At 71.9% G+C, this 26,101-nt stretch carries 22 protein-coding genes and 1 pseudogene; 6 read left to right on the forward strand and 17 right to left on the reverse strand.

The window, feature by feature from the left end:
• Nucleotides 1–9: 9 nt before the first annotated feature.
• The 3 genes from ACF08F_RS26835 to ACF08F_RS26845 all read right to left on the reverse strand — a co-directional run bounded on the left by ACF08F_RS26835 (nucleotide 10) and on the right by ACF08F_RS26845 (nucleotide 3,524).
• Nucleotides 10–348 (reverse strand): P-II family nitrogen regulator, encoded by a 339-nt coding sequence (locus tag ACF08F_RS26835; RefSeq protein WP_015036464.1) that lies wholly within the window; start codon nucleotides 346–348, stop codon nucleotides 10–12.
• Complete coding sequence (locus ACF08F_RS26840; protein WP_392301090.1) at nucleotides 345–1,691, reverse strand: ammonium transporter; 1,347 nt, start codon at nucleotides 1,689–1,691, stop codon at nucleotides 345–347. Before ACF08F_RS26840 ends, ACF08F_RS26835 begins: the two co-directional genes overlap by 4 nt.
• A 357-nt stretch (nucleotides 1,692–2,048) precedes the next feature.
• On the reverse strand, nucleotides 2,049–3,524 hold the full coding sequence (locus tag ACF08F_RS26845) for a hypothetical protein (RefSeq protein WP_392301091.1): 1,476 nt from the start codon (nucleotides 3,522–3,524) through the stop codon (nucleotides 2,049–2,051).
• 426 nt (nucleotides 3,525–3,950) lie between these two features.
• Between ACF08F_RS26845 and ACF08F_RS26850 the strand changes: the two genes are divergently transcribed.
• On the forward strand, nucleotides 3,951–4,604 hold the full coding sequence (locus tag ACF08F_RS26850; RefSeq protein WP_392301092.1) for a bifunctional DNA primase/polymerase: 654 nt from the start codon (nucleotides 3,951–3,953) through the stop codon (nucleotides 4,602–4,604).
• A 160-nt stretch (nucleotides 4,605–4,764) separates the two neighbouring features.
• Here ACF08F_RS26850 and ftsY read toward each other — a convergent pair whose 3' ends face one another.
• Nucleotides 4,765–5,991 (reverse strand): signal recognition particle-docking protein FtsY, encoded by a 1,227-nt coding sequence (ftsY, locus tag ACF08F_RS26855; protein WP_392301093.1) that lies wholly within the window; start codon nucleotides 5,989–5,991, stop codon nucleotides 4,765–4,767.
• A gap of 86 nt (nucleotides 5,992–6,077) precedes the next feature.
• Here ftsY and ACF08F_RS26860 point away from each other — a divergent pair, with 86 nt between their 5' ends.
• Entirely contained in the window at nucleotides 6,078–7,535 is a 1,458-nt protein-coding gene (locus ACF08F_RS26860) for a cytosine permease (protein ID WP_392301094.1), read from the forward strand.
• A 57-nt stretch (nucleotides 7,536–7,592) separates the two neighbouring features.
• Entirely contained in the window at nucleotides 7,593–8,564 is a 972-nt protein-coding gene (locus tag ACF08F_RS26865; RefSeq protein ID WP_392301095.1) for an LLM class flavin-dependent oxidoreductase, read from the forward strand.
• 40 nt (nucleotides 8,565–8,604) lie between these two features.
• Here ACF08F_RS26865 and ACF08F_RS26870 read toward each other — a convergent pair whose 3' ends face one another.
• The 4 genes from ACF08F_RS26870 to ACF08F_RS26885 all read right to left on the reverse strand — a co-directional run bounded on the left by ACF08F_RS26870 (nucleotide 8,605) and on the right by ACF08F_RS26885 (nucleotide 14,937).
• On the reverse strand, nucleotides 8,605–10,038 hold the full coding sequence (locus ACF08F_RS26870) for a sugar porter family MFS transporter (RefSeq protein ID WP_392301096.1): 1,434 nt from the start codon (nucleotides 10,036–10,038) through the stop codon (nucleotides 8,605–8,607).
• A 192-nt stretch (nucleotides 10,039–10,230) separates the two neighbouring features.
• Entirely contained in the window at nucleotides 10,231–13,794 is a 3,564-nt protein-coding gene (gene smc, locus ACF08F_RS26875; RefSeq protein WP_392301097.1) for a chromosome segregation protein SMC, read from the reverse strand.
• Between the two features lie 254 nt (nucleotides 13,795–14,048).
• Nucleotides 14,049–14,267, reverse strand: coding sequence for a hypothetical protein (locus ACF08F_RS26880; RefSeq protein ID WP_055641131.1), 219 nt, complete (start codon nucleotides 14,265–14,267; stop codon nucleotides 14,049–14,051).
• A 388-nt stretch (nucleotides 14,268–14,655) separates the two neighbouring features.
• Nucleotides 14,656–14,937 carry an acylphosphatase gene (locus ACF08F_RS26885; RefSeq protein WP_189510888.1) on the reverse strand — a complete coding sequence of 94 codons (282 nt, stop codon included), beginning with the start codon at nucleotides 14,935–14,937 and terminating at the stop codon, nucleotides 14,656–14,658.
• Between the two features lie 225 nt (nucleotides 14,938–15,162).
• On the opposite strand from ACF08F_RS26885, the gene ACF08F_RS26890 reads away from it, so the two are divergent.
• The 3 genes and pseudogenes from ACF08F_RS26890 (at nucleotide 15,163) to ACF08F_RS26900 (ending at nucleotide 16,870) form a co-directional block, all read left to right on the forward strand.
• On the forward strand, nucleotides 15,163–16,134 hold the full coding sequence (locus ACF08F_RS26890; protein WP_392301098.1) for a CAP domain-containing protein: 972 nt from the start codon (nucleotides 15,163–15,165) through the stop codon (nucleotides 16,132–16,134).
• Nucleotides 16,135–16,305: 171 nt separating this feature from the next.
• A pseudogene (locus ACF08F_RS26895) lies at nucleotides 16,306–16,409 on the forward strand (NADPH-dependent FMN reductase); the annotation flags it as partial.
• A 74-nt stretch (nucleotides 16,410–16,483) separates the two neighbouring features.
• On the forward strand, nucleotides 16,484–16,870 hold the full coding sequence (locus ACF08F_RS26900) for a winged helix-turn-helix transcriptional regulator (RefSeq protein WP_392301099.1): 387 nt from the start codon (nucleotides 16,484–16,486) through the stop codon (nucleotides 16,868–16,870).
• A gap of 24 nt (nucleotides 16,871–16,894) precedes the next feature.
• On the opposite strand, the gene mutM is transcribed toward ACF08F_RS26900, so the two are convergent.
• From mutM to ACF08F_RS26945, 9 genes are all read right to left on the reverse strand, one after another.
• Nucleotides 16,895–17,755 (reverse strand): bifunctional DNA-formamidopyrimidine glycosylase/DNA-(apurinic or apyrimidinic site) lyase, encoded by an 861-nt coding sequence (gene mutM, locus ACF08F_RS26905; RefSeq protein WP_392301100.1) that lies wholly within the window; start codon nucleotides 17,753–17,755, stop codon nucleotides 16,895–16,897.
• A 136-nt stretch (nucleotides 17,756–17,891) separates the two neighbouring features.
• The gene (gene rnc / locus ACF08F_RS26910; RefSeq protein ID WP_392301101.1) at nucleotides 17,892–18,704 is read right to left on the reverse strand and encodes a ribonuclease III; all 813 of its coding nucleotides are present in this window, start codon (nucleotides 18,702–18,704) and stop codon (nucleotides 17,892–17,894) included.
• A gap of 20 nt (nucleotides 18,705–18,724) precedes the next feature.
• Nucleotides 18,725–18,898 carry a 50S ribosomal protein L32 gene (gene rpmF / locus ACF08F_RS26915; protein ID WP_015036448.1) on the reverse strand — a complete coding sequence of 58 codons (174 nt, stop codon included), beginning with the start codon at nucleotides 18,896–18,898 and terminating at the stop codon, nucleotides 18,725–18,727.
• Nucleotides 18,899–18,900: 2 nt separating this feature from the next.
• Complete coding sequence (locus ACF08F_RS26920) at nucleotides 18,901–19,554, reverse strand: DUF177 domain-containing protein (RefSeq protein WP_189511089.1); 654 nt, start codon at nucleotides 19,552–19,554, stop codon at nucleotides 18,901–18,903.
• Between the two features lie 127 nt (nucleotides 19,555–19,681).
• Nucleotides 19,682–20,722, reverse strand: a complete 1,041-nt coding sequence (locus ACF08F_RS26925) for a cell division initiation protein (protein WP_392301102.1) — start codon at nucleotides 20,720–20,722, stop codon at nucleotides 19,682–19,684.
• A 110-nt stretch (nucleotides 20,723–20,832) separates the two neighbouring features.
• A complete protein-coding gene (coaD, locus tag ACF08F_RS26930; protein WP_328947070.1) occupies nucleotides 20,833–21,312 on the reverse strand; it encodes a pantetheine-phosphate adenylyltransferase in 480 nt (159 codons plus the stop codon).
• A 26-nt stretch (nucleotides 21,313–21,338) separates the two neighbouring features.
• Complete coding sequence (gene rsmD / locus ACF08F_RS26935) at nucleotides 21,339–21,923, reverse strand: 16S rRNA (guanine(966)-N(2))-methyltransferase RsmD (RefSeq protein WP_392301103.1); 585 nt, start codon at nucleotides 21,921–21,923, stop codon at nucleotides 21,339–21,341.
• A 67-nt stretch (nucleotides 21,924–21,990) separates the two neighbouring features.
• Nucleotides 21,991–24,192 carry an ATP-dependent DNA helicase RecG gene (gene recG, locus ACF08F_RS26940; protein WP_392301104.1) on the reverse strand — a complete coding sequence of 734 codons (2,202 nt, stop codon included), beginning with the start codon at nucleotides 24,190–24,192 and terminating at the stop codon, nucleotides 21,991–21,993.
• Nucleotides 24,193–24,232: 40 nt separating this feature from the next.
• Nucleotides 24,233–25,909, reverse strand: a complete 1,677-nt coding sequence (locus ACF08F_RS26945; RefSeq protein WP_392301105.1) for a DAK2 domain-containing protein — start codon at nucleotides 25,907–25,909, stop codon at nucleotides 24,233–24,235.
• Nucleotides 25,910–26,101 lie beyond the last annotated feature (192 nt).

Genomic DNA, 26,101 nt, shown 5'->3' on the forward strand with positions numbered 1-26,101 from the left:
TTCGTGTGCTTACAGTGCGTCCGGACCGCGCTCGCCGGTGCGGACCCGTACGGCGGTCTCGACCGGCACGCTCCACACCTTGCCGTCTCCGATCTTGCCGGTTCGGGCGGCCTTCACGACGACGTCGATGAGCTGTTCGGCGTCCTCGTCCTCGACGAGGACCTCGATGCGGATCTTGGGGACGAGGTCGACGGTGTACTCGGCACCCCGGTAGACCTCGGTGTGGCCGCGCTGGCGTCCGTATCCGCTGGCCTCGGTGACCGTGAGGCCGTGGACGCCGAAGGCCTGGAGGGCCTCCTTGATCTCGTCGAGCCGGTGCGGCTTGACGACCGCGGTGATGAGCTTCATGCGTCCACCTTCTTGTTCTCCGTGACGGCCGGGGCGGGGGCGGCGGTGGAGCGCGAGGACGCGCCGCCACCGGCTCCGCTGAAGTCGTACGCGGTCTCGGCGTGCTCGACCTGGTCGATGCCGGAGACCTCGTCGTCCTCGCTGACCCGCATCCCCATCGTCTTGTCGATGATCAGGGCGAGGATCGCGGAGGCGATCAGAGAGTAGGCGAGGACGGCGAAGACGCCGACGGCCTGCTTGCCGAGCTGGTCGAGGCCGCCGCCGTAGAAGAGGCCCTTGGCCTCGGACTGGACGCCGCCGGTGGCGAAGAGGCCGACGAGGAGGGAGCCGAGGACACCGCCGACGAGGTGGACGCCGATGACGTCGAGGGAGTCGTCGTAGCCGAACTTGTACTTGAGGCCGACGGCCATGGCGCAGAGGAGACCGGCGATGGCGCCGACGGCGATCGCGCCGAGGGGGCTGACGGCTCCGCCGGCCGGGGTGATGGCGACGAGGCCGGCAACCGCGCCGGAGGCGGCGCCGAGGGTGGTGAAGGAGCCGTGGCGGATCTTCTCGTACGCGAGCCAGGCGAGCATGGCGGCGGCGGTGGCGACCTGGGTGTTGACGAACATCACGGCGCCGACGCCGTCGTCGTTGCCGAGCCACGAGCCGGCGTTGAAGCCGAACCAGCCGAACCAGAGGAGACCGGCGCCCAGCATGACCAGCGGGAGGCTGTGCGGCCGCATCGGGTCCTTCTTGAAGCCGACGCGCTTGCCGATGACGAGGATCACGCCGAGGGCCGCGGCACCGGCGTTGATGTGGACGGCGGTGCCGCCGGCGAAGTCGATGACGCCCATCTCGAAGAGCCAGCCGCCGGAGCCCCAGACCCAGTGGGCGACGGGGAAGTAGACGACGGTGACCCAGAGGGCGATGAAGAGGGCCCAGGCCGTGAACTTCACGCGGTCGGCGAGGGCGCCGCTGATCAGGGCGGGCGTCAGGATGGCGAACATCAGCTGGAAGACGGCGAAGACGTACACCGGGATGGTGTAGCCGTCCCACAGCTCGGTGACGCCGATGCCGCTGAGGCCGACGTACTCGGAGGACCAGCCGATGATCGATCCGGAGTCGGTGCCGAAGGCGAGGCTGAAGCCGTAGAGCACCCAGAGGATCGTGACGATCCCGAGGCTGATGAAGCTCATCATCAGCATGTTCAGGGTGGACTTGACGCGGACCATGCCTCCGTAGAAGAAGGCGAGTGCCGGGGTCATCAGCATGACCAGGGCGGAGCAGATGAGCATGAACCCGGTGTTGGCGGCGGACAGCTCGGGGGCGTCTGCTGCCAGGGTCGTGATGGCTGGTGCCATCGGCGTCTCCTCGTCGTCGGTGCGGCCTGTGCGGGGCGGGGCCGGAGAGCGGCCGGCCGCGAGGGGCGTGGCCGGTTATGGGCCAGAGATTCGCGCAGCGCGGTTTCGGTCGATGCCGCACGATGTTTCGCGACGGTGACGAAGGGGTGTGGCGTGTTACGCGGCCGTGAACGGCCGGATCACGGGGGTACGCGCCCGGGAACGGCCGCCGGGAACGCGAAAGCCGACCGCGCCGGGCGTCCGTGTGACCTTGCGGCGGGGGAGCCGAGTCGGGCAGTACGGGACGTCCGGCGCGGCCGGGGTCTGGGGTGGGTCCGGAAGGTCCGGGGCGGGGTCCGAGGCGGGGTCCTGGGCGGGTCAGACCGCTTCGGCGGCCTCCGGCAGGAGCTGGGTGAGGCGGTCGGTGAGCTGAACGACCTCGGCGACGTCGCTGTAGTTGCGGGCGGCGTGGTCGACGGTCTTGCGGAGGCGGGTGTTGACGCGCTCGGAGCGGATGCTGCGGGCGACGCCGAGGGCCTTCTCGGCGAGGACGACGGACTGCTCGGGCTCGCGCTTGAGGAGGTGGACGGTGGCCATGCCGATCAGGTTGAGCGCGTAGGACCGCTGGTGGTCGGGGTCCTTCTCGAAGAGCTCGACGGCCCGCTCCATGACGGGCTCGGCGAGGGAGGCGTAGGTCGGGGAGCGGCCGGCGACGTAGGCGAGGTCGCGGTAGGAGTGGGAGTTCTCGCCGTTGAGCTCGGCCTCGGAGAAGAAGCCGATCCAGTCGGGCTCGGGCTCGCCGTCGAGGCCGACGTCGGAGAAGGTGTCCTCGGCCATCCGGACGGCCCGCTTGCACTTGGAGGGCTGGCCCATGTTGGCGTAGGCGCGGGCCTCCATCGCATACAGCATGGCCTGGGTGCGGGGGGTGGCGCAGTCGCGGCTGCCGTACTGGGCGAGGTGGATGAGTTCGAGGGCGTCGTCGGGCCGGCCGAGGTGGATCATCTGGCGGCTCATGGAGGACAGGATGTACGAGCCGAGGGGCTTGTCGCCGGCCTCCTTGGCGGCGTGCAGCGCGAGCACGAAGTACTTCTGGGCGGTGGGCTGGAGGCCCACGTCGTAGCTCATCCACCCGGCGAGTTCGGCGAGTTCGGCGGCGCAGGTGAAGAGGCGCTTGGCGGTGGCGGCGGGCTGGGGCTCCTGGAGGAGGTCGGTGACCTCGTGGAGCTGGCCGACGACGGCCTTGCGGCGCAGTCCGCCGCCGCACTGGGCGTCCCACTTGCGGAACATGGCGGTGGTGGATTCGAGGAGGTCGAGCTCGATGTCGGAGAGCCGGTTGGGGCGGCGGCTCTCCACGAGGGACTCGGGGCGCTCGATGTCGGTGACCGGGGTGGGGACGAGCCAGCGCTGCATCGGCTCGATGAGGGCGGGTCCTGCGGCGAGCGAGAGCGAGGAGCCGAGGAAGCCGCGCCGGGCGAGCATGAGGTCGCTGCGGGAGAACTCGCTGAGCAGGGCGACGGTCTGGGGCCCGGCCCAGGGCAGGTCCACGCCGGAGACGGACGGGGACTGGTGGGCGGTGCGCAGGCCGAGGTCCTCGACGGCGACGACGGAGCCGAAGCGCTCGGAGAACAGCTCGGAGAGGATCCGCGGGATGGGCTCGCGGGGCTGCTCGCCGTCGAGCCAGCGGCGGACCCGCGAAGTGTCCGTGGAGATGTGGTGCGCGCCCATCTGGCGCGCCCTGCGGTTCACCTGCCGTGCCAGTTCGCCCTTGGACCAGCCGCTGCGCACGAACCACGAGCCCAGCTGCTCGTTCGGGCGCTTGCCGGCAGTCGTACCGTCTGCGCCGTTGCCGCCCACTGAACGCCCCCATCCACCTGATTGCCTGTCATGCGAACCCCTATCAGAATGCCGCCTCGCACGGCCGCTCGTCCGGGGTTCTCACTCCTTCGAACTGGAAACCGGGTTGCCTCCGGCATACCCGTGCGCGTGAGCACCCCGGGGTTCGAGTACCGAAAGTAATCCTACGATCACCCCTCCGGTGAGGGCGATTCAAGAAACGCCACCATTCGCCACCCCTTCGAATGAACTCGCCACGCGCCGAACGCGATTCACTTGACATGCAACGAACCGGAGTACGGCGGACGGATGCGCGGAGAGGCGCGCGCGGCGGCCCGCACCACCCCGCCCACGACCGCACCCCACAAAGGGCGACGGACCGTGACCAAAGGTGACGACGGCACTCCGGGTCGTAACCACCGGCGCGTTCGACCCGTTGGAGGGGGCATGGGCTTCACGATCGGCGGCATTCGTGAGATGCGGTCCGGCTCGCGCCGCCGCGTACGCACCACGGAGTGCACAGCGGTGGCCGAGTACACAGGACTGTGGGGCTGGGACGTGGTCCCCGGAGCGAGGGCCGTGTCCGGCCGGTGCTCCTGCGGGGATCCGGCGTGCACGGCTCCTGGCGCGCACCCTCTCGACTTCGCCGAACCGGTGCCGGCGGGCGCCGGTCTCGACGACGCGACGAAGGCGTGGGCGGAGTACCCGGGCGCGGCGCTGATGCTGCCGGTCGGCCGGGCCTTCGACGTCATCGAGGTCGCGGAGGCGGCGGGCCGGCGGGCGCTCGTCCGGCTGGAGCGGATGGGGCTCCCGTTGGGCCCGGTGTGCGCGACCCCGACCGGCCGGGCGCGCTTCTTCGTGGCCCCTGGCGCGGCGGCCGAGCTGCCGCGGCTGCTGTACCGGATGGGCTGGGACGACGCCGATCTGGACCTGCACTGTCTGGGGCCCGGCACCCACATCACCGCTCCCCCGTCGGACCTCGGCGGGCTCGGGCCGGTGCGCTGGCTGCGTCCGCCGACGCTGGACACGGCGGGTGCGCCGCCGGAGGCGCGGCTGCTGCTCGGGACGCTGGCGTACATCTGTCACCGGACGCACTTCTGAGGCTCCGGAACGACCCGCGAACCGGCCGCCGGGACGACCCGCGAACCGGCCGCGGGGACGACCCGCGAGCCCGCCTCGGGAACGGCCGCCGACATGCGTGAGGGCCCCCGCCGGGGTACGGCGGGGGCCCTCACGCGTCGCTGACTCGCGCGGGAGTCGGTCAGTCGCCGATCAGGGCGTCGACGAAGGCGCCCGGCTCGAACGGGGCCAGGTCGTCCGGGCCCTCGCCCAGGCCGACCAGCTTGACCGGGACGCCCAGCTCGCGCTGGACGGCGACGACGATGCCGCCCTTGGCGGTGCCGTCGAGCTTGGTCAGGACGATGCCCGTGATGTCGACGACCTCGGCGAAGACGCGGGCCTGGATGAGGCCGTTCTGACCGGTGGTGGCGTCGAGGACGAGGAGGATCTCGTCGAGCGGGCCGTGCTTCTCGACGACGCGCTTGACCTTGCCGAGCTCGTCCATGAGGCCGGTCTTGGTGTGGAGGCGGCCGGCGGTGTCGATGAGGACGACGTCGGCGCCCTCGGCGATGCCCTCCTTGACCGCGTCGAAGGCGATCGACGCCGGGTCGCCGCCCTCGGGTCCGCGCACGGTGCGGGCTCCGACGCGCTCGCCCCAGGTCTGGAGCTGGTCGGCGGCGGCGGCCCGGAAGGTGTCGGCCGCGCCGAGGACGACGGACTTGCCGTCGGCGACCAGGACGCGGGCCAGCTTGCCGGTGGTGGTGGTCTTGCCGGTGCCGTTGACGCCGACGACCATGACCACGCCCGGCACGTCCGCGGGGCTCTCGGTCCTCACCGTGCGGTCGAGGTCGGGGCCGAGGAGGGCGACGAGCTCCTCGCGGAGCAGGCCGCGCAGCTCGTCGGGGGTGCGGGTGCCGAGCACCTTGACCCGCTCGCGCAGCCGCTCGACGAGCTCCTGCGTGGGGGCGACGCCGACGTCCGCCGTGAGGAGGGTCTCCTCGATCTCCTCCCAGGTGTCCTCGTCCAGGTGCTCGCGGGACAGGAGCGTCAGGAGCCCCTTGCCGAGCGAGTTCTGGGAGCGGGCGAGCCGGGCACGGAGCCGTACGAGACGGCCGGCGGTCGGCTCGGGGACCTCGATCTCCGGGGCCTCGGGCGCGGCGACGACCGGGTCCTCGACGGCGGCCGGCGTCTCGACGGCCTCCTCGGCCGTCGGGAGCTCGACCTCCTCGACCGTGCGGCGTGGTTCCTCCCGCGGCGTCTCCGCCTCCTCGCCGACGTGCGGTTCGGCGGGCGGAGCGGTGATGGTCGGCGTGGTGGACGGCGGCTCGGCGGGCGGCAGCTGCTTCTTCTTGCGGCCGCTGATCACGAGCCCGCTCGTCACGGCGACCGCGACGACCAGAGCGATGACTACAGCAAGGATGAGTTCCATAACCCGACCAGTATCGGCCACGAGGGGCACAAAGGCGGAGCACGTACTCTGGATGGCTCCCCCATCTTTCTTCACGGAGTACCCCCATGCCCCACGACGCCTCCGAAGCCGTAGGCGCGACGCACGACGGCGCGATGGAGACCCGCGGTCTCGAACCCGTCCCCGACGCCGAGCGGACCGGTCGGGTCCGCGAGCTCTTCCCGACCTGGGTCGCCGCCAACATCAGTGTGCTGCTGCTCACGATGGGCGCGGGCCTGATCGTCTTCAACGGCCTGAACTTCTGGCAGGTCCTGACCGTGGCGATCGCCGCGCCGGTGCTGTCGTACGGGATCGTCGGCCTGATCTCGATCGCGGGCAAGCGTGGCGGCGCGCCGGGCATGGCGCTGTCGCGGGCCGTCTTCGGCCAGCGCGGAAACCTCTTCCCCGGCGCGCTGATCTGGGTCGCCCGGTGGGGCTGGGAGACCATCAACGCGGTGACCGGCGCCTACGCGGTGCTGACCGTGCTCGACCTGCTCTTCGGCGTGAAGTCGAACACGCTTCTCATCGTGGTGACGCTGCTGCTCTTCGTCACCTGCACCTTTCTGGTCTCGGGTCTCGGGATCAACGCGCTGCGGGTGTGCAGCAAGTGGTCCACGTACCTCTTCGGCGCCTTCTCCGTCCTCGTCCTGGTCTACCTGGTGGCGAACACGGACTGGTCCGCGGTCTTCGACAAGCCGGCGGGTTCGACCGCGATGATGGTCGCGGGCATCGGCACGATCGCGGCCGGCGGCATCAGCTGGGTCCCGTCGGGGCCGGACTTCACCCGCTACCTGCCCCGTACGGCCTCCTCGAAGGCGATGGTCGGCTCGACGGTCGGCGGCGCCGGGATCGTGGTCCTGCCGATGGTGCTGATGGGCGCGGTCATGGCCGTGTCGACCCCGGACCTGGCCTCGGCGCAGGACCCGGTCTCCTTCATCGGTGAGCTGCTCCCGATGTGGATCTCCGTGCCGTACCTGGTGATCGCGCTGCTCGGGATGCTGCTGATCAACTCGATGTCGATGTACTCGGCCGGCTTCACGGCGCAGACCCTGGGCATCAAGGTGTCGCGTGCGGCGGCGGTCAGTGTGAACGCCCTGATCAGCCTGGTCTTCGGCTTCCTGCTGATGGTGGTGGCGACCAGCTTCATCGGTTCGTTCATCTCGTTCCTCACCCTGCTCGCGGTGGCGTTCTCGGCGTGGATCGGGGTCTTCGGCGTGGACATGCTGCGGCGCCGGACGTACGACGCGGTGGCGCTGATGGACACCACCAGGACCAGCGCCTACTGGTACCGGGGCGGGTTCGCCTGGCAGGCGATGACGGCGTGGGCCGTGGCGCTGCTCGCGGGTCTGCTGTTCACGAAGGTCGACTGGTTCGCGGGTCCGCTCGCCTCCTCGTGGATCGGCGAGAACGGCCTGGGCTGGGCGGCGACGATCGTGGTGGCGGGCGTGCTGTACGCCGTGCTGCCGCGGACGCCCGAGAAGGCTACAGCGGCACCCGCCGAGGTGCGCGAGACCGTTTCCATCTGACGCGACGTCAGATAGCGTCCCCCTTCGCCGGATCCCACGAGCGGAGGGGGACTTCCCATGCCCTTCACAGTCGTACGGTTCAACCTCGTCGACCCGCGGGCGACCCCCGTCTCCCTCGCGGCCCGCTACCGGGCGGCCGTCGAGATGGCCGCCCACGCCGACGCGCACGGGGTCGACACGGTCCAGACCGAGGAGCACCACGGCGTCGCGAACAACTGGCTTCCCTCCCCCTTCGCCTTCGCGGGCGCGGTCTTCGGCGCGACGAAGAAGATCGCGGTGACCGTCTCGGCGATCATCGGGCCGCTGCACGACCCCCTGCGGCTCGCGGAGGACATCGCGGTCCTGGACCTGCTGAGCGGGGGCCGCCTGGTGACGGTGGCGGGGATCGGCTACCGGCCGGAGGAGTACGAGGAGCGCGGGGTCGACTGGGGCCGGCGCGGGAAGCTCCAGGACCTGCTCCTGGAGACCCTGCTGACGGCCTGGACCGGCGAGCCCTTCACGTACCAGGGCCGTACGGTACGGGTCACCCCGCGGCCGCTCACCCAGCCGCATCCGATGCTCCTGGTCGGGGGCTCGTCCCGGGCGGCCGCGCGGCGGGCGGCCCGCCTCGGGCTGCCCTTCTTCCCGAGCGCGCACCTGCCGGAGCTGGAGACGTACTACCGGGAGCGGTGCGCCGAGTACGGCACGGAGGGCTGGACGATGATGCCGGCCGAGGAGACGCCCCTGCTGCACCTGTCGGAGGATCCGGACCGGACCTGGGCGGAGTACGGCGAGCACTTCCTGCACGAGGCGCGGACGTACGCCTCCTGGCAGTCGAAGGACATCCGCTCAGCGGTGCGGTCGACGGCGACGACCGTGGAGGAGCTGCGGGCGGAGGGGGTGTACCGGGTGGTGACGCCGGACGAGTGCGTGGCGCTCGGTCTGGAGAGCCTGGTGCTGCATCCGCTGTGCGGCGGGATGCCGGTCGAGGAGGGGTGGCGGAGCCTGCGGCTGTTCTGCGACGGCGTACTGCCCCGGCTCAAGGACTGAGCCGGGGCAGTTCCGTGGGTGAGGAGAGGGGCAGCGGGGTTTAGCCCATCTCCTCCAACGCCTTGCCCTTGGTCTCCTTGACGTACCTGAGCACGAAGGGGATCGAGAGCACGGCGAAGACCGTGTAGATGACGTAGGTGCCGGAGAGGTTCCAGTCCGCGAGGGACGGGAAGCTCGCGGTGATGGCCCAGTTGGCGATCCACTGCGCGGAGGCGGCGACGCCGAGGGCGGCGGCGCGGATCCGGTTGGGGAACATCTCGCCGAGGAAGACCCAGACCACGACGCCCCAGGAGAGGGCGAAGAAGAGCACGAAGACATGGGCGGCGACGAGCGCCACGACGCCCTGGGTCTCGGGGAGCTTGCCGTCGACGAGGTCGGCGGAGAAGGCCCAGGCCTCGACGGCGAGGGCGAGCGCCATGCCGACGGAGCCGACGAGGGCGAGCGGCTTCCGGCCGACGCGGTCGACCAGGACCATCGCGATCACGGTGCCGATGATGTTGATGATCGACGTGGTGAACGAGTAGAAGAACGAGCTCGACGGGTCGATGCCGACGGACTGCCAGAGGGTCGCGGAGTAGTAGAACGCGACGTTGATGCCGACGAGCTGCTGGAAGACCGAGAGCCCGATGCCGACCCAGACGATGGGCAGCAGCCGGTACTTGCTGCCGGCGACGAGCAGGTCCCCGAAGGTGGACTTGTGCTCGCTGCGCATGGCCCGGTCGATCTCCTCGACGCGCGCGTCGAGGTCGACCCCGTGGCCCTCGACCTCGGCGAGGACCTCCTTGGCCCGGTCGGTCCTCCCGACGGAGATGAGGAAGCGCGGGGACTCGGGGATGGCGAAGGAGAGCATGCCGTAGAGCACGGCGGGGACGACCATCACACCGAGCATCCACTGCCAGGCCTCGAGGCCGCCGATCTCGCCGCGCTGGTCCCCGTCGGCGAGCTGGAGGATGCCGTAGTTGACCAGCTGCGAGATGGCGATGCCGATGACGATCGCGGCCTGCTGGAAGGAGCCGAGGCGGCCGCGGTAGGCGGCGGGGGCGACCTCGGCGATGTAGGCGGGGCCGATGACGGAGGCCATGCCGATGGCGAAGCCGCCGACGATCCGCCAGAGGGCCAGGTCCCAGAGGGCGAAGGGGAGCGCGGAGCCCACGGCGCTGACGGCGAAGAGGACCGCGGAGATCTGCATGCAGCGGATGCGGCCGATGCGGTCGGCGATCCGGCCGGCGGTCGCGGCACCGATGGCGCAGCCGATCAGGGCGATGGCGATGACCTGGGCGAGGGTGCCGGAGCCGATGTCGTAGCGGTCCCGGATCGCCTCGACGGCGCCGTTGATGACCGAGCTGTCGTAACCGAAGAGGAATCCGCCCATCGCGGCGGAGGCCGTGATGAAGATGACGTGGCCGAGGTGGTCGGGATGGGCCGCTCGCCCTTCGGACGGCGGCGGCGTGGGCGCCTGCGCGGGACTGGTCACATGGACTCCTGGGTGGGGGGCAAGCCCTTCCAGTGGCGCACAACTTCACGCCGCTCACCACGTGAAGGTAAAAGCAACGTTGCAGAGACTATGCCTTCAAGTTTCGAAGTCAATAGCCGATGTCGTATGACTTTAAGAACGCGATGGCATGTCATCGATTCAAGACTTGAAGAGATGAAGGGAGAGGGCCGCTCAGCGCAGTCGCTGGCTGATCACCTTCGAGACGCCGTCGCCCTGCATGGACACGCCGTACAGCGCGTCCGCGACCTCCATCGTCCGCTTCTGGTGCGTGATGACGATCAGCTGCGAGGACTCCTGGAGCTCCTCCATGATCCGGATGAGCCGCTGGAGGTTGGTGTCGTCGAGCGCCGCCTCGACCTCGTCCATCACGTAGAACGGGCTGGGCCTGGCCTTGAAGATCGAGACCAGCAGCGCCACGGCCGTGAGCGACCGCTCGCCGCCGGACAGCAGCGAGAGCCGCTTGACCTTCTTGCCCGGCGGACGGGCCTCCACGTCGACGCCGGTGGTGAGCATGTTGTCGGGGTCGGTGAGGATCAGCCGGCCCTCGCCGCCCGGGAAGAGCCGCGAGAAGACACCCTCGAACTCGCGGGCCGTGTCCCGGTACGCCTCCGTGAAGACCTGCTCGACCCGTACGTCGACCTCCTTCACGACCTGAAGCAGGTCGGCCCGGGTCTTCTTCAGGTCCTCCAGCTGCTCCGAGAGGAAGCGGTGCCGCTCCTCCAGGGCCGCGAACTCCTCCAGAGCCAGCGGATTGACCTTGCCGAGCTGGTGGTACGCCCGTTCGGCGGCCTTCAGCCGCTTCTCCTGCTCCGAACGGACGAACGGCCGGGCGGCCTCCGCCTCTTCGGGGTGCCCCTCGCCGTCGACGGACGGCGACGGGGGTACGGGCTGGTCGGGGCCGTACTCGGCGACCAGCGCGACCGCCTCCACCCCGAACTCCTCCAGGGCCTTGGCCTCCAGCTGCTCGATCCGCATCCGCTTCTCCGCGCCGAGCACCTCGCCGCGGTGGACCGAGTCGGTCAGCTTGTCGAGCTCGGCCTTGAGGTCCCGGGCACGGGCCCGGGCCACGGTGAGCCCCTGTTCACGATCGGCCCTCGCCGCCTGGGCCGCCACCCGCTCGCGCTCCGCGCGGCCCAGCGAGACCTCCGCGTGGGCCAGGAGCCCGCGGGCCCCGGCGGCGACGGCGCCCGCGACCCTCCGCTCGTGGCGGAGCCGGGTCCGGCGCTGCTCGGCACGCGCGCGTGCCTCGCGTTCGGCGCGGGCGGCCCGGTCGAGGGAGTCGGCGCGCCCGGCGAGCCCCTTGACCCGCTCCTCGTGGGTACGGACCTGGAGCCGCGCCTCCATCTCGGTCTGACGCGCGTTGGAGCCGTCGATCGAGAGCCGGTCGCGGACGGAGGTGTCGGGCTCGTCCTCGCCGTCCCCGTAGGCGGTGGCCTCCTGCGCGACGAGCAGCCGTTCGGCCAGCTCCTCCGCCTCCCCGACCGCCTTCTCCAGAGCCTCCTGGGCGCGGGCGACGGCCGCCGCGGTCCGCTCGGCCTCCCCCGCCGCTCCCCTGGCCTGACCGGCGAGCCGCCCCAGTTCCGTGGCGACGGCCGACTTCTCCCGCTCGGCGGCCCGGCGGCTCGCGTCCAGCTCCTCGACGAGCGCCCCGGCCCTCCGGCGGCGCTCGTCCGCCTCGCGCTGCGCGGTGGTCAACTCCTCGCACCGTACGGTCAGTTCGTCGAGCTCGGCGGCCGCCTCGGCCACCGAGGCCTGGACCTCCAGAAGGCTGGGCGCGCCGGCCGAGCCGCCGTGCGCGAAGTGGCCGCCGAGCAGGTCCCCTTCGGCGGTGACGGCGGTGAGCTCCGGCCGGGAGCGGACCAGCCGCTCGGCCTCGTCGAGGCCGTCGACGACGACCGTTCCGGCCAGCAGCCGGCGGACCGCGGGGAGGAGTTCGGCGGGGCCGCGGACCAGGTCGGCGGCGCTCGGGCAGCCCTCGGCACCGGGGCCGGGGCCGAGGCCGGCACCGGGGGGCGGCTCCGGGGCGTCGGTCAGGAGGAGGGAGGCGCGGCCGGCGTCCTGCTTGCGGAGGAGGCGCAGCGCCTCGGCCGCGGCGGCCGGTCCGGTGGCGGCGACCGCGTCGGCGGCGGCGCCGAGGGCGGCGGCCACGGGGATCTCGTACCCCGGGGTGACGGTGAGGAGTTCGGCGGCCGGGCCGAGGACGCCGGTGACTCCGGCGGAGAGCAGGGCGCCCGTGCCGTCCTTGCGGCGCAGGCCGAGGGCGAGGGTGTCGTGCCGGGCCCGGGTCGCGGCCCGGCTCCGCTCGGCGGTGCCGAGCGCCTCGCGGGCGGCGCTCAGCGCGCCCTCCGCCTCGGCGAGTTCGCGGCGGGCCGCCTCGTACCGCTCACCGTGCTCGCCGTCCGCGGCGTCGAGGCCCTCGACCTCCGCCGTGAGCTGCTCGTACTCCTCCTGGGCGGCGACCGCCCGGTCGGCCGCCTCGTCACGGGCGGCGGTCAGCCGGTCGATCTCGGCCTGGGCGGCGGCGGCGCGCGAGCGGGCCGCGTTCACCTGGCCGTGCAGGCGGGCGAGGCCCTCGCGCCGGTCGGCGATCGCGCGGGCGGCGTCCTTGAGGCGGCGCTCCTCCGCCGCGAGCTCGCGTTCGAGCTCGGCGCGGTGGGCGACGGTGTCCTCCAGGGCGCGCTCGGCGGCCTCCAGGGCCGCTTCCAGCTCGGCCTCCTGCTCGCGGACGCGGGCGGCCTCCCGCTCCAGGTCCTCGGGGTCGCGGCCGCGCCGCTCCTCGGCGGGGGCGTCCTCGGCGCTCTTCACGCGCGCGTCGGCGAGGGAGACCGTGCCGCGGACGCGTTCGGCGAGCTGGGAGAGGGCGTACCAGCTCTGCTGGGCTCGTTCGAGGCGGGGGGCGAGGGCCTGGACCTCCGCCTCGAGTGCCGCCTCGCGGGCGAGCGCCTCCCGCAGCTCGGCCTCGGTGGCCTCCTTGCGGGCGAGGAGCGCCGCCTCGTCGGCGACTTCGGCGGTGAGGGCCCGCTGGAGCCGTTCCAGGTCGTCGGCGAGGAGCCGGAGGCGGGCGTCGCGGAGGTCGGCCTGGATGACGACGGCGCGGCGGGCGACGGCGGCCTGCCGGCCGAGGGGCTTGAGCTGGCGGCGAAGTTCGTCGGCGAGGTCCTGCACGCGCGCGAGGTTGGCCTGCATCGCGTCCAGCTTCCGCAGCGCCTTCTCTTTCCGCTTGCGGTGCTTGAGGACGCCGGAGGCCTCCTCGATGAAGGCGCGGCGGCCCATCGGGTCGGCGTGCAGGACGGAGTCGAGCTGCCCCTGGCCGACGATGACGTGCATCTCGCGCCCGATGCCGGAGTCGGAGAGCAGGTCCTGGATGTCGAGCAGCCGGCAGGTGTCGCCGTTGATCTGGTACTCGCTGCTGCCGCCCCGGAACATGATCCGGGTGATGGTGACCTCGGCGTAGTCGATGGGCAGCGCGCCGTCGGAGTTGTCGATGGTCAGCGAGACCTCGGCGCGGCCGAGCGGGGGGCGCCCGGTCGTGCCGGCGAAGATGACGTCCTCCATCTTGCCGCCGCGCAGCGACTTGGCGCCCTGCTCGCCCATGACCCAGGACAGGGCGTCCACGACGTTGGACTTGCCCGATCCGTTGGGGCCCACGACGCAGGTGATGCCGGGTTCGAACCGCAGGGTCGTGGCCGAGGCGAACGACTTGAATCCGCGGAGGGTCAGGGCCTTGAGGTGCACCCCGGGGACTCTACCGGGGCCCGCGCGTTTCACTCGCGAGGGCGCAGGGCAGATCACCGGGTGAGGAGGGGTGGGCCCGGGGTGGGCCGTGGGGTGAACGGCGGGTGAAAGAAAGAAGGGACGCCGAAGCGCCCCTTGCATGTCCAGCTGCACTGCATGTCCAGCTGTTGCCTTGTCCTGCTACGCCGACGTGGGTTGCGCGGTCGGCGATGCCGGACGGAGTGTTTCCCACCTGGCCCCTGGGGGTTGAGTGATCAGGTGAGCGCAGGCTCCGCCTGGGGTACGTCGAGATCGATGCTGTCGAGCAGCGACTCTCCCTGGTGCTGAGCGGCGGCAGCCGCGAGCGTGTCGTTCTCGGACTGGATCCGTACCAGCTCGGATTCCAGGTCCTGGACGCGCTGCTGAAGCCGTCGCATCTCGGCGAGGAGTCGCGGGTCGGAGCCGCCGACGTAACCGAGAAGCGCCTTTGCCATGATGGATGGTCCTCCACACTGAGTGACCGACCGATTGCGGTGTGGGTCGTGAGGGATTCGCACCCGCGGTGCTCGGCAGTGCGATCGTGCCGGTTCTTACTGCCAAACAGCTAAGGTGCGCGGGGATTCCAGCGTCTCACCAAAAAGTTTGACGGTCAACACGATCACGCCCCGTTCGAAGGGGCGCCCGGGGAGTCGGCGCCCGCGCGACAAGCCGCGGCGCCTCTCGACCCGGCACCTCGGGGCGTGGCGATCATTCTTCATGGGCAGCCTTCCACGGCGCGCACTTCTTGGCAACCACCAGGCACTTCTCCCTCCCCGCCCTCGTCACGGGGTGTCCCCCGGGCACCCCTCCCGGTCACCGGGAGGGGTTCTTCCGTGGAGGACGTCAGCGGATCGCGAAGGACTCGTAGCCCCCGCGCGGTGTGCCCCATATCTCCGTGACTCCGTCCACGCGGCCGGGCGTGTCGCCCGTCCGGAGCCAGTCGAGAAGACGGTGGCAATTCTCACTCGGCCCTTCGGCCACCACCTGGACCCGGCCGTCGTCGAGGTTCAGGGCGAAGCCCACGAGGCCGCCGATCTCCAGTGCGTTTGCCCTGGTGAACCAGCGGAAGCCCACTCCCTGTACCCGGCCGCGCACCCAGGCGGTCATCCGTACGTCGTCACTCATGGCTGCACGCTAACCGGCGGATTGCCCGATGAGCACGTCGCCCCGGCGTCTCATCGCGTACAGTCCCGACGGAATGCGACTCACCCGTTCGGGCGCGCACCATTCGGCAGTCGGTCCGAAAAGCACCGACAGCAAAGATCAGCAAAGACGCAGCAAAGACCGGCACACGCATCAGCAAGGGTCCGCAGGGAACGGCGGAGCTCGCAGAGGAAGGCAGGGCAGTACATGGGACGCCACCGTCGCTCCGGCTCCGCACCCGCGGCAGAAGACTACGCGGCCGGTTCGGACCACCGACACCGGGGTGAGCGCCGCAAGCGGCGGACCGTGCGCACCGGACTCCTCGGCGCCTCCGCGGCGGTGGCGGTGGGAGCCGTGGCCGTCGCCTCGGGCCTCCTGCCCGGCGGGGACACCTTCACCGTCGGCAACGCCGGCTCTGACGAGCGCCAGATCCAGTCCCGGCAGGCCCCCGAGCTGACGACGCAGGGCGGGGCGACCCAGACCCCGGCCGACGGCGGCCCGGGCGGCGGCACGTCCACCACGGCGGGCTCCGGTGCGGGTACGAGCCCGAGCGCGCGCCCCAGCGCGAGCGCGAGCAGGTCCGCCTCGCCCTCGGCCACCCCGTCCTCCGCGAAGCCGAGCCCGAAGCCGACGCCCACCAGGACGACGGCACGCCCCAAGCCCGTGACCCCGAAGGTCACGGCCGCGCCCACGACGAAGCCGGCTGCGCCCACGACCAGGCCGGCCGCGCCGCGGCCCACCCCGGACCCGACCACCGAGGCGCCGGTCGAGACCCCGGCCGCGCCCTCCACGGCCGGCCGGGGCGAGGCCGCCGAGGCCGAGGTGCTCCGACTGGTCAACGTCGAGCGCGCCAAGGTGGGCTGCACCCCGGTCCGCGCGGACGGGCAGCTCGCGGTGCTGGCCGGGGCGTTCAGCGCGGACATGGCGGCGCGCGGCTTCTTCGACCACACGGACCCGGACGGGGACACCCCGTGGGCGCGCGCCGAGCAGGCGGGCATCACGGGCCTGGGCGGCGAGAACATCGCGCGCGGCCAGGCGGACGCGGCGGCCGTGATGGCGTCGTGGATGGACAGCGACGGCCACCGCGCCAACATATTGAACTGCGACTTCACGACGCTGGGCGTCGGCGTGCACTTCGGTGACGGCGGCCCCTGGTGGACCCAGGACTTCGGCCGCTGAGCCGTCCGTCCGTTCCCGTACGCGGAAGGGCCCCGTCACCACTCAGGTGAGGGGGCCCTTCCGGTTTTGCGGGAGGCGATGCGGGAGGCCACTCGGATCCGGCCAGGGATCGGCGGTCAGGGATCGCGGGTCAGGCGGGGACCTTGCCGGCGTCGGTGAACCCGGGAGCCGCTCGACTCCTCCGACGCGATCTCTTCGGCTCCCCGACCTACGTGGGTACTGCCTCGGGCGCCTTCCACCGGTTCGCCGAGGCCACCTCGAAGCGCCGGAGTACTATCTTTTTGAGAGCGCAAGCATGGGGTTAGCGCACTACAGACGGAAAGCGCTGTGCGCGAGTACGGTGGAGGGCATGACTGACGACCTCGCCTACGACGTCTTCGCGCGGGCCTGCCCCTCGCGCGGCACGCTGGAGCACGTGACGGGCCGCTGGGGCAGCCTGACCCTGGGCGCCCTGCACGACGGGACGTTCCGCTTCAACGAGCTGCGGCGCCGGGTCGACGGCGTGAGCGAGAAGATGCTGTCGCAGACGCTCCACGCGCTGGAGCGGGACGGTCTCGTCCACCGGGACGCGCAGCCCACGAACCCGCCGCGGGTCGACTACCGGCTCACCCCGCTCGGCCGCGAGATCGCGGAGCGGCTCATCGGCCTGATCGAGCTGGTGGAGGGCCGCATGCCGCAGGTCGAGGCGGCACGCGAGAACTACGACGCGGAGCGCGCGGCTCCGGTCACGGGCTGAGGGTCGGCCCGAGGGTCCGCCCCGTCACACGCCCGGGCGCGGCGGGCGCTGGCAGCGCGGGCAGAAGTAGCTGGAGCGGTTCATCCAGGGGCGCCGGCGCATCGGCGTACCGCAGCGGTGGCAGGGCTCGTCCTCGCGCCCGTAGGCGTCGAGCGAGCGGTCGAAGTAGCCGGACTCGCCGTTGACGTTCACGTACAGGCTGTCGAAGCTGGTGCCGCCGACCGCGAGGGCCTCGTTCATGACGTCCCGGGCGTGCCCGAGGAGTTCCGCCGAGCGCGGCCGGGTGAGTGTGGCGGTGGGCCGGTCGTAGTGCAGCTTGGCGCGCCAGAGCGCCTCGTCCGCGTAGATGTTGCCGACGCCGCTGATCAGCGACTGGTCGAGCAGGGCCCGCTTGACGGTCGTACGGCGCAGGCGGAGCGCACGGTGGAAGGCGGCCTCGTCGAACTCGGGGTCCAGCGGGTCGCGGGCGATGTGCGCGATGACGTCGGGCAGCCCGTCGGGGGTCTGGTCGTGCAGCGAGAGCCCGCCGAAGGTCCGCTGGTCGACGAAGCGGAGCTCGGTCCCGGCGGCGTCGTCGAAGCGGACCCGGATGCGGAGGTGCTTCTCGTCGGCGGCGTCCTCCGGCTGGACGAGCAGCTGACCGCTCATGCCGAGGTGGCCGAGCACGGAGGTGCCGGTGCCGGCCAGCGGCAGCCAGAGGTACTTGCCGCGCCGCCGTGCCACCTCGAACCGCTGCCCCTTCAGCCGGGCCGCGAAGTCCGCGCCGCCGGCCGGATGGCGCCGTACGGCCCTCGGGTGCAGCACCTCGACCTCGGTCACGGTCCGCCCGGCGACCCAGCGCTCCAGTCCGCGGCGGACGACCTCGACCTCGGGCAGCTCGGGCACGGCACTCCTCCGGACGACGTCGATCGACAGCGACTCAACCCTACCGGCGCAACGGCACCGGGTGGACGCCCGGGGAAAAGACGAGAACCCCGCCCTGGGGCGGGGTTCTCGGGAAGCGGTGGAGAGGGGAAGGCCGTCAGGCCGTCGCCCCGTCCGTGGTCGGAGAGGGGTCGGCGACCTCTCCCTCACCGGCATCGGCAGCGGCCTTGGCCGCCGCCACGCGCTCGTCCGCGGCCGCGCGAATCGCGCGCCACGCGGACTCCGCCGCCTGCTGTTCCGCTTCCTTCTTGCTGCGGCCGGTGCCGGTGCCGTACGAGACACCACCGACGCGGGCGGCAGCAGTGAAGACCTTCTCGTGGTCCGGGCCCTCTTCGGAGACGAGGTACTCCGGCACACCCAGGCCCTCGGCCGCGGTGAGCTCCTGGAGACTGGTCTTCCAGTCCAGGCCGGCACCGAGGCTTGAGGACTTCTCGATCAGCGGGTCGAAGAGCCGGTGAACCAGCTCGGACGCCGCGTCGAGGCCCTGGTCGAGATAGACCGCGCCGATCACCGCTTCAAGGGTGTCGGCGAGGATGGACGCCTTGTCCCGGCCGCCCGTGCCCTCTTCGCCCCGGCCGAGCCGGATGAAGGAGCCGAGTTCGAGGCCGCGACCGACCTCCGCAAGTGCGCGAGAGTTGACCACCGCGGCCCGCAGCTTGGCCAGCTGGCCTTCGGGCAGGTCGGGGTGGGTGCGGTACAGCGTGTCCGTGACCACCAGGCCGAGCACGGAGTCCCCGAGGAACTCCAGGCGCTCGTTGGTGGGCAGGCCGCCGTTCTCGTACGCGAACGAACGGTGGGTCAGTGCACGCACCAGAAGGGCGGACTCGAGCCGATAGCCGAGCCGCCCTTCCAGAAGCGTGTGGGACGAGGCATGGTCCGTCTTGTCGTCCGTCTTGCGGGACTCAGACATTGCGCCTCTCACCAGCCCAATCAGACCGAGAGGACCTGGCGCTTGTTGTAGGTGCCGCAGCTCGGGCACGCGATGTGCTGCAGCTTCGGCTCCTGGCAACGCTCACACGAAACCAGGGTGGGGACCGCAGCCTTCCACTGCGACCGGCGGTGGCGCGTGTTGCTGCGCGACATCTTCCGCTTCGGAACAGCCACGGCTACTTCTCCTGCTTCTCGGCGGCGCTTCGGACGTCCCCGTCAGAGGCTTTGCCGCTCATGTTGTCCTTCTCATCGGTTCCCAGCGAACCGGCGAGTCCCTGCAATGCCGCCCAACGGGCGTCGACGGCATCATGGTGGTGGTCCGGGTCCTCGTTCAGGTTGGCTCCACACTCGGAGCACAGACCCGCACAGTCGTCCCGGCACACCGGCTGCATCGGCAGTGCGAGCACCACCGCATCACGCAGCAGAGGTTCGAGGTCGAACATGCCGTCCTCGAGGGGGATCATGTCCTCGTCTTCCTCGGCTTCGTCGTCCGCGGCCGCCTTGGAGCGGCCCCGGTCGTCGGAGTCGGGGTACGAGAACATCTCCTGGAAGTCCACGTCGAGCTCCAGCTCGACGGGCTCCAGACACCTTACGCACTCCCCCTCGGCCGATGCACGGGCGGTGCCTGTGACAAGCACCCCTTCCATGACCGATTCGAGACGGAGATCGATTTCCACCGGAGCGCCCTCGGGCACCCCGATGACCCCTTCGACACCGAGGGCCGCGGGGGCCTCTACGGAGCGCGAGAGCCGCTGGAGGGCACCAGGACGCCGCCCCAGCTCGTGTGTGTCGAACACGAGGGGGTTGCGGTGGTCGAGGCGCGTGCTCAGGGCTCTTCCTGCTTTCGAATCGTGAGGGGGCCGCCAGAAGTGGGCAGCAAGGATCGCGGAACAGGCGCGACCGAAGAGCCAGGATACTGGACGCTTCGCTCAGGGCCCAATCCGGGCCCCGTGCCCCTCAGTGCCCCTGCTCGTACCGGCGCAGCTGCTCCAGGTCGATCATGCTCGTGTCGAAGAAACTGGTCTCGTCGAGCGCGGCGGCCTGCTGCTGCGGAGCCTGGGGCTGGTATTCGTGCTGCTGGTGCTGCGGCTGCTCGTAGCCGTACTGGCCCTGGTAGGCGTACGGGTCGGGCTGCTGCTGATAGCCGTACGGGTCGGGCTGCTGCTGATAGCCGTACCCCGGGTCCTGCTGGGGGTAGCCGTACGGGTCGGGCTGCTGCTGGGCCGGGATCGGCGCGGGGGCCTGCGCTGCGACGGGGGCCGGCTGGGGGTCGGCGAGCTCCGCGAGCCCGGCGAGGTAGTCGGCGTCGCTCGTGTGCACCGTCCCGCCGAGGCCGTCCTGCGCGGCCATGTGCTCGCCGAGGTCGTCGGTGGCGATCCGGCCGTGCAGCTTCTGCCGGCCGCGTCCGACGGCCTCCAGGGTCTTGCTGAGCACCGCCTCGAAGGCGCCGAGCTTGGCGTCCACGTACTCGTCGGCCCGGCTGATCAGCGTCTGCGGGTCCGCGCTGTACTCGGGGGCGTCCTCGTCGGGGTAGCCGTCCTGGTCGAGGCCCGGGCCGCGGCCGAGGAGCTTCTCGCGGCCCCGGTCGACGGAGCCGATGGTCTTGTTGAGGACGACCTCGAAGTTGGCGAGCTTGGAGTCGACGTAGTCGTCGGCCTCGGCGCGGACCTCCTCGGCCTCGCGGCGGGCCTCGGCGAGGATCCGGTCGGCCTCGCCCTGCGACTCCCGGGCGACCTGGGTGTCGGAGACGATCGAGCCCCGCTCGGCGTGGGCCGCCTCGATGATCCGCTCCGCCTCCTGGCGGGCCTGCTCGACCAGCTGCTCGCGGCCGCCGATCAGCTCCTGGGCCTGGGCGAGGGAGCCCGGCAGGGCGTCCCGTACCTCTTCGAGCAGGGCGAGCAGCTCGGCGCGGTTGACCACACAGGATGCCGACATCGGCATGGAACGGGCGCCCTGCACGGTCGCGACGATCTCGTCGAGCTTCTTCTGCACGTCCACCGGGTGCTCGCCACTCTCTACAGCTGGATGGAGACGGACGGGACGACTGTAAGGGCAGTCGGCTCCCGTCCGACACCAGGTGACGGAGCGTCAGCGGCGGTGGCCGCGCGTCACTTCTGCGCCAGGCGCTCGGTCAGCCGGGGCAGGACCGTCGGCGGGACCAGGTGGGAGACGTCGCCGCCCCAGGCCGCGACCTCCTTTACCAGCGAGGACGACAGGAAGCTGTAGGTCGGGTTGGTGGGGACGAAGAGGGTCTCCACGCCCGTGAGGCCGTTGTTCATCTGGGCCATCTGCAGCTCGTAGTCGAAGTCGCTGACGGCGCGCAGGCCCTTGACGATGGCGGGGATGTCCCGCTGCTTGCAGAAGTCGACGAGCAGTCCGTGGAAGGACTCCACCTCGACGTTGCCGAAGTCGGCGGTCACCTCGCGGATCAGCTCGATCCGCTCCTCGACCGTGAACAGTCCCTTCTTGGACTGGTTGATCATCACCGCGACGTGTACGACGTCGTACAGCTTGGAGGCGCGGGCGATGATGTCGAGATGTCCGTTGGTGATGGGGTCGAATGACCCCGGACAGACGGCGCGGCGCAACTTGGGTCCCTCGCTCTCCGGTCCGGTCATCGTGCGTCTTCGCACGTAGAGGCGGCGCGACCGTACCAAAACGTTCCCTCGCCGTAACGACGGGACCGCAGTGGTTCGAATCCGGCCGGCCAGCCGAACTCCCCGCCTCGGGTGCTGCGCTCCACGGTGACGAGGGCGTCGTCCGTGAGCCAGCCTTCCGAGCGGAGTGTGAGGAGGATCTCGCGAAGATCGTCGTCCGCCACGACGTACGGAGGGTCGAGGAAGACCAGGTCGTACGGGTCGGCCGGGGCCGGTCCCGTGACGATCTGCTCGGCCTTGCCGGTCCGGAGTTCGGCGCCGGGCAGGCCGAGTGTCCGGATGTTGTCGCGGATCGTCTTCGCGGCGCGCGGGTCGGCCTCGACGAGGAGCGCGTGGACCGCGCCCCGGGAGAGGGCTTCGAGCCCGACGGCGCCGGAGCCCGCGTACAGGTCGGCGACCCGGGTCCCGTCGAGGGTGCCGAGGAACGCCTCCCAGGTGGAGAAGAGGCCTTCGCGCGCCCGGTCGGAGGTGGGTCGGGTGCCGTTGCCGGGGGGTACGGCGAGTCGGCGTCCGCCGGCGGTGCCGGCGATCACGCGGGTCATCGGTTTCCTCGTTCTCCATGAGCCATTGCGTACGCATCAGCTTATGGCGGTTGCGCCCGCGGCGGGGTCAGCCCTTCTCCAGGTACTCCTCCCGGTCCTTGTCGAGCAGGGCTTCGAGGGCGGTGCGGAGTCCGGGGTGGGCGGTGAGGTCCGGGTCGGCGAGGACGAGGGCGGTGGCCTCCTCGCGGGCGGCGGCGATGACCTCCTCGTCGTCGATGACGGTGAGCACCTTCAGGGAGGAGCGGACGCCGGACTGGGCCTGGCCGAGGACGTCGCCCTCGCGGCGCTGTTCGAGGTCGATGCGGGAGAGCTCGAAGCCGTCGAGGGTGGCGGCGACGGCGCCGAGGCGCTGCCGGGCGGGGCTCGCCTCGGGCATCTCGGTGACGAGGAGGCAGAGGCCGGGGGCGGATCCCCGGCCGACGCGGCCGCGGAGCTGGTGGAGCTGGGAGACGCCGAAGCGGTCGCCGTCCATGATCACCATCGCGGTGGCGTTGGGGACGTTGACGCCGACCTCGATGACGGTGGTGGCGACGAGGACGTCGAGCTCGCCGGCGGCGAAGCCCCGCATGACCTCGTCCTTGTCGTCGGGGTGCATGCGGCCGTGCAGGACGGCGATCCGCAGGCCCGCGAGGGGGCCGGTACGGAGCTTCTCGGCGACCTCCAGGACGGCGAGCGGCGGGCGCTTCTCGGCCGCGTCCTCGGCGGACGCCCCGGCCTTCTTCTTCTGGTCCTCCTCGTCGCCGATCCGGGGGCAGACGACGTAGGCCTGGTGGCCGTTCTCCACCTCCTCGCGGACCCGCTCCCAGGCGCGCGCGAGGAAGTGCGGCTTGTCGGCGGCGGGGACGACGTGGGTGGCGATCGGGGAGCGGCCGGCGGGCAGCTGGTCGAGGACGGAGGTCTCCAGGTCGCCGAAGACGGTCATGGCGACCGTGCGCGGGATGGGGGTGGCGGTCATCACGAGGAGGTGGGGCGGCTGCTTGCCCTTGCCCCGGAGGGCGTCGCGCTGCTCGACGCCGAAACGGTGCTGTTCGTCGACGACGACCAGGCCGAGGTCGTGGAACCTGACCTTGTCCTCGATCAGCGCGTGCGTGCCGATGACGATCCCGGCCTCGCCGGTGACGAGGTCGAGGAGGGCCTGGCGGCGGGCGGCCGTGCCCATGGAGCCGGTGAGCAGGACGACCTTGGTGGCCCGCTCGGCGCCGCCGAGCATGCCGCCCTCGGCGAGCTCGCCCATCATCTCGGTCACCGAGCGGTGGTGCTGCTGGGCGAGGACCTCGGTGGGGGCGAGCATCGCGGCCTGCCCCCCGGCGTCGACGACGGCGAGCATGGCGCGCAGGGCCACCATGGTCTTTCCGGAGCCGACCTCGCCCTGGAGGAGGCGGTGCATGGGGTGTTCGGTGGCGAGGTCGTCGAAGATCTCCTCGGAGACCCTCCGCTGGCCGTCGGTGAGGGTGAAGGGGAGCTTGGCGTCGAAGGCGTCGAGGATGCCGTCGGGGACGGGCCGGCGGGCGACGGCGGGGAGTTGGGTGTCGGCGTGCCGTCGGCGCGCGAGGGCGACCTGGAGGACGAAGGCCTCGTCCCACTTGAGCCGGTCGCGGGCGTCGGCGATGTCCGCCTTGGTACGGGGGCGGTGGATCTTCCGCAGGGCCTCGGGCAGTTCGGCGAGGCCGCGGCCCTCGCGCAGCGCGGGGGGCAGGGGGTCGACGGCGTCCTCGGCGTGCGGCAGGACGGCGTCGACGGCCTTGGCGATCTTCCAGGACTCCAGCTTGGTGGTGGCCGGGTAGATCGGGATGAGGGCCCCGGCCCAGGTGCCGACGCTGTCGGCGGCCTCGTCGCCGTCGCCGCGGAGGAGTTCGTACGCGGGATGGGCGAGCTGGAGGCGGCGGTTGAAGAGCGAGACCTTGCCGGAGAACATCGCCCGGGTGCCGGGGAGCAGGTCCTTGTGCGGCTTGTGCACGCCCTTGCCGAAGAAGACCAGTTGGAGTCGGCCGCTGCCGTCCGTGATGGTCACTTCGAGGCGCTGGCCGCGTCCCTTGGAGCCGTTGAAGGTGTGGACACGGGCGTCGGCGACCTGCGCGACGACGGTGACGTGCTCGTCGAGCGGCAGGTCGGAGAGCGTGGTCAGCTCCCCGCGCTCGGCGTACCGGCGGGGGTAGTGGTGGAGCAGGTCACCGACCGTGTGCAGGTCGAGCGCCTCGGCCATGACCTTGGCGGTGGCGGGGCCGAGGGACTTCTTGAGTGGTTCGTCGAGCGCGGGCACGCGTTCCATTGCACACCACGGGACCGACAGTCGGGTGGTTCCCCTCGGGTCATTCCACTCCGATGAGCAGCGGCGGGGCTCCTTCGCCCGCGTGGTACGTGGTCGTGTCGACGGCCAGGTAGCCGCGGCGGACATGGCGTTCGAGGGTGGCGGCGAGGTCGGGCGGGGTGCCGTCGGCGACGATCAGGGTGACGAGTTCGCCGCCCGCCGAGAGCATCCGGTCGAGGACGGTGCGGGCGGTCTCGGTGAGGTCCTCGCCGATGACGGCGACGTCGCCCTCGATCAGGCCGAGGACGTCGCCGGCCTGGCAGACGCCGGCCGAGGTGAAGGACTGGCGCTCGGCGACGGCGAGTTCGGCGTAGCGGGTGGCGCCCGCGGCGGCCGTCATGGCGACGACGTCCTCGTCGAAGCGGCGGTCCGGTTCGTGGACGGCGAGGGCGGCGATGCCCTGGACGGCGGCCCGGGTCGGGATGAGGGCGACGCGGATGCCCTCCGCGCGGGCCCGTTCGGCCGCGGCGGCGGCCGTCTGGCGGAGCTCGGTGTCGTTGGGCAGGAGGACGACCTCACGCGCGTGCGCCCGGCGGATCGCGTCGACGAGCTCGTCGCCCGCGGGCTGTTCGCCGGGGCGTGTCTGGACCGTGGTGGCGCCCGCCTCGGCGCACAGTCCGGCCAGGCCCTCGCCGGGGACGACGGCGACGACCGCGCGCTGGGCCCGTGCCCCGCGCGCGTCGGTGTCCGTCTGCGCCGCGGCGCTCGCGAAGTGGGTGATGCGGATCCGGTGGGGGCGCCCCGCCTCGACGCCGGCCTCGACGGCGGCGCCGGCGTCGTCGACGTGCACGTGGACGTTCCAGAGTCCGTCGCCGCCGACGACGACGAGGGACTCCCCCAGCGCGTCGAGGCGGGACCGCAGCAGGTCCACGGCCGCGTCCCCGGCCTCCAGGAGGTAGATCACCTCGTACGCGGGGCCGTCCGCGGGGCCGCAGGCCTCCGGCGCGGCGGGCCCGACCGGCACGAGCACGCCGTGCGGGGCCGGCTCCGGCCGGTCCGGCGCCCGGCCGGTCACGGTCTCCACGAGCGCTCCGAGGACGGTCACCAGGCCCTGTCCGCCGGCGTCCACGACCCCGGCGCGGGTGAGGACGTCCAGCTGGCCCCGGGTGGTCGCCAGGGCGGTCCTGGCCCCCTCGTAGGCGCTTCCGGCCACCTCCGCGAGGCCGCCGCCGGCGGCGCAGGCCCGCGCGGCGGCGGAGGCGACCGTGAGGATCGTGCCCTCGACGGGGTGGGCGACGGCCCGGCGGGCCGCGTCGGCGGCCTCCGCGAGGGCGCGGGCGAGGTGATCACCGTCACGTCCCTCGGCGAGGACGGCCGCCATGCCGCGCAGCAGCTGGGCGAGGATGGTGCCGGAGTTGCCGCGGGCCCCGAGCAGGGCGCCGTGCGCCATGGCCCGTACGGCCTCGGCGGCGGCCGGCGGGGCGGCTCGCGGCCCGCCGTCGGTCCCGGCGGCGTCCGGCCCCGCGGCGGCGAAGAGGGCCTCGACGGCCTGGTGGGCGGCTTCCGCCGTCAGGTACAGATTGGTGCCGGTGTCCCCGTCCGCGACCGGGTAGACGTTGATCGCGTCGATCTCCTCGCGCTCCCGCCCGAGGGCGTCCAGCGCCCGTACGGACCAGGTCCGGAGCGCTTCGGCGTCGAGCTCGACGAGCTCCTCGAAAGGCTGAAGGGCTCGCGACAACAGGGGCCTCCTTCGGCGGTGAGCTCACCGCAGGGTAGACCCGGGGTGTCCTTCCCCCAAGCTCTCGGCTTCGCTCGAGCAGGGGCCCCAGTGACCTGGGCCGGGGGCGAGGTCCGCGCAGACCGTGGTAGTTTCGTTCCACCGGAGCAGGCGTTGTATGCTGCTTCGGTTGCCCGGTTCACACCGGGCCAT

The organism is Streptomyces sp. NPDC015130 (assembly GCF_043080005.1).
Taxonomy (GTDB): domain Bacteria; phylum Actinomycetota; class Actinomycetes; order Streptomycetales; family Streptomycetaceae; genus Streptomyces.